Origin of the sequence: Fructobacillus parabroussonetiae (genome assembly GCF_018437265.1) — a bacterium.
In the GTDB taxonomy this organism is placed as follows: domain Bacteria; phylum Bacillota; class Bacilli; order Lactobacillales; family Lactobacillaceae; genus Fructobacillus; species Fructobacillus parabroussonetiae.
Genome location: NZ_JAAMFL010000011.1, coordinates 2,501 through 5,095, shown reverse-complemented (window position 1 = coordinate 5,095; position 2,595 = coordinate 2,501). Strand labels below are relative to the sequence as shown.

Here is a 2,595-nt window from a genome sequence, read left to right as displayed (position 1 = left end):
TCAATTCGTAACAAACAATAAACGGATAGGCGTTATCGAGAGATAGCAACTAGTCAGTTTAATCGAAGAGCAATCTTCAAACTTTTAACATGAGAGTTTGATCCTGGCTCAGGATGAACGCTGGCGGCGTGCCTAATACATGCAAGTCGTACGAACAGCGGAAAGTGCTTGCACTTTCCAAGTAAGTGGCGAACGGGTGAGTAACACGTGAATAACCTACCTCAAAGTCTGGGATAACCATTGGAAACAGTGACTAATACCGGATAAAACCCAGGTGCACATGCACCAAGGTTAAAAGCTGCGTTTGCAGCGCTTTAAGATGGATTCGCGGTGCATTAGTTAGTTGGTGAGGTAAAGGCTCACCAAGACAATGATGCATAGCCGAGTTGAGAGACTGACCGGCCACATTGGGACTGAGACACGGCCCAAACTCCTACGGGAGGCTGCAGTAGGGAATCTTCCACAATGGACGCAAGTCTGATGGAGCAACGCCGCGTGTGTGATGAAGGCTTTCGGGTCGTAAAGCACTGTTGTATGGGAAGAACGGGTTTAAGAGGAAATGCTTAGACAGTGACGGTACCATACCAGAAAGGGACGGCTAAATACGTGCCAGCAGCCGCGGTAATACGTATGTCCCGAGCGTTATCCGGATTTATTGGGCGTAAAGCGAGCGCAGACGGTTCGATAAGTCTGAAGTGAAAGCCCACAGCTCAACTGTGGAATGGCTTTGGAAACTGTCGAACTTGAGTGCAGTAGAGGTAAGTGGAACTCCATGTGTAGCGGTGGAATGCGTAGATATATGGAAGAACACCAGTGGCGAAGGCGGCTTACTGGACTGCAACTGACGTTGAGGCTCGAAAGTGTGGGTAGCAAACAGGATTAGATACCCTGGTAGTCCACACCGTAAACGATGGATACTAGTTGTTAGAGGGTTTCCGCCCTTTAGTGACGAAGCAAACGCATTAAGTATCCCGCCTGGGGAGTACGACCGCAAGGTTGAAACTCAAAGGAATTGACGGGGACCCGCACAAGCGGTGGAGCATGTGGTTTAATTCGAAGCAACGCGAAGAACCTTACCAGGTCTTGACATCCTTTGAAGGTACTAGAGATAGTGCTGTCTTCTTCGGAAGCAAAGTGACAGGTGGTGCATGGCCGTCGTCAGCTCGTGTCGTGAGATGTTGGGTTAAGTCCCGCAACGAGCGCAACCCTTATGTTTAGTTGCCAGCATTCAGTTGGGCACTCTAGACAGACTGCCGGTGACAAACCGGAGGAAGGCGGGGACGACGTCAGGTCATCATGCCCCTTATGACCTGGGCTACACACGTGCTACAATGGCGTATACAACGAGCAGCGAACCTGTGAAGGTAAGCGAATCTCTTAAAGTACGTCTCAGTTCGGATTGTAGTCTGCAACTCGACTACATGAAGTCGGAATCGCTAGTAATCGCGGATCAGCATGCCGCGGTGAATACGTTCCCGGGTCTTGTACACACCGCCCGTCACACCATGGGAGTTGGTAATGCCCAAAGCCGGTGGCCTAACCTTCGGGGAGGAGCCGTCTAAGGCAGGACTGATGACTGGGGTGAAGTCGTAACAAGGTAGCCGTAGGAGAACCTGCGGCTGGATCACCTCCTTTCTAAGGATAACCGGAACGTTACAGGGACTTAAGTGTCAATTTGATTTGTGTCAAAGTTTTGTTTAGTTTTGAGTGTGTGAACTCTACCGATTAGGTATGGGGGATTAGCTCAGCTGGGAGAGCACCTGCTTTGCAAGCAGGGGGTCATCGGTTCGATCCCGATATTCTCCATTGGCTACTTAGGTAGTCAAGCTTGTACATTGAAAACTGAATAATCAAGAAAATCTTTTAAAATCAAGAAATTGATTCTTAAATAAACCGAGAAACAACACAAGTTCTTTAAAAAGAACGGTTTAATCGCAGGTCTGAAAGAAGACCAACTCATAAAACTGATCCAACGGTAAACGTTGTGGTTAAGTGAATAAGGGCGCGTGGTGGATGCCTTGGCACTAGGAGCCGATGAAGGACGTGACTAACTACGATAAGCTTCGGGGAGCGGTAAGTACGCTATGATCCGGAGATTTCCGAATGGGGAAACCCAACATTTTAATGTTATCTAACCGCCAATACATAACGGTTAGAAGGAAGACGCTGTGAACTGAAACATCTCATTAGCAGCAGGAGCAGAAAGAAAAATCGATTCCCTGAGTAGCGGCGAGCGAAACGGGAAAAGCCCAAACCAGGATGCTTGCATCTTGGGGTAGTAGGACTGTCGTTGAGTTACCAAGTAAGCATTTAGGTGAAAACGTTGGGAAGCGTTATCAAAGAGGGTGATAATCCCGTAACCGAAAGATGACTTACCTCTAGACAGGATCCTGAGTACGGCCGGACACGAGAAATCCGGTCGGAATCCGCGGGGACCATCCCGTAAGGCTAAATACTCCCTAGTGACCGATAGTGAACCAGTACCGTGAGGGAAAGGTGAAAAGCACCCCGGAAGGGGAGTGAAATAGTTCCTGAAACCACGACGCCTACAAGAAGTCAGAGCCCGTTAATGGGTGATGGCGTGCCTTTTGTAGA

At 48.9% G+C, this 2,595-nt stretch carries 1 tRNA gene and 2 rRNA genes (1 of these 3 running past the window's edge); all 3 read left to right on the top strand.

From position 1 onward, the window contains the following. The first annotated feature begins 85 nt into the window (after positions 1-85). Positions 86-1,635, top strand: a 16S ribosomal RNA gene (locus tag G6R30_RS05980). 98 nt (positions 1,636-1,733) lie between these two features. Beyond that, positions 1,734-1,806 (top strand) — tRNA-Ala (locus tag G6R30_RS05975). Between the two features lie 180 nt (positions 1,807-1,986). Beyond that, positions 1,987-2,595 (top strand): 23S ribosomal RNA (locus G6R30_RS05970) (it continues 2,298 nt past the right edge of the window). Together the 16S and 23S rRNA genes with 1 tRNA gene alongside form the textbook arrangement of a ribosomal RNA operon.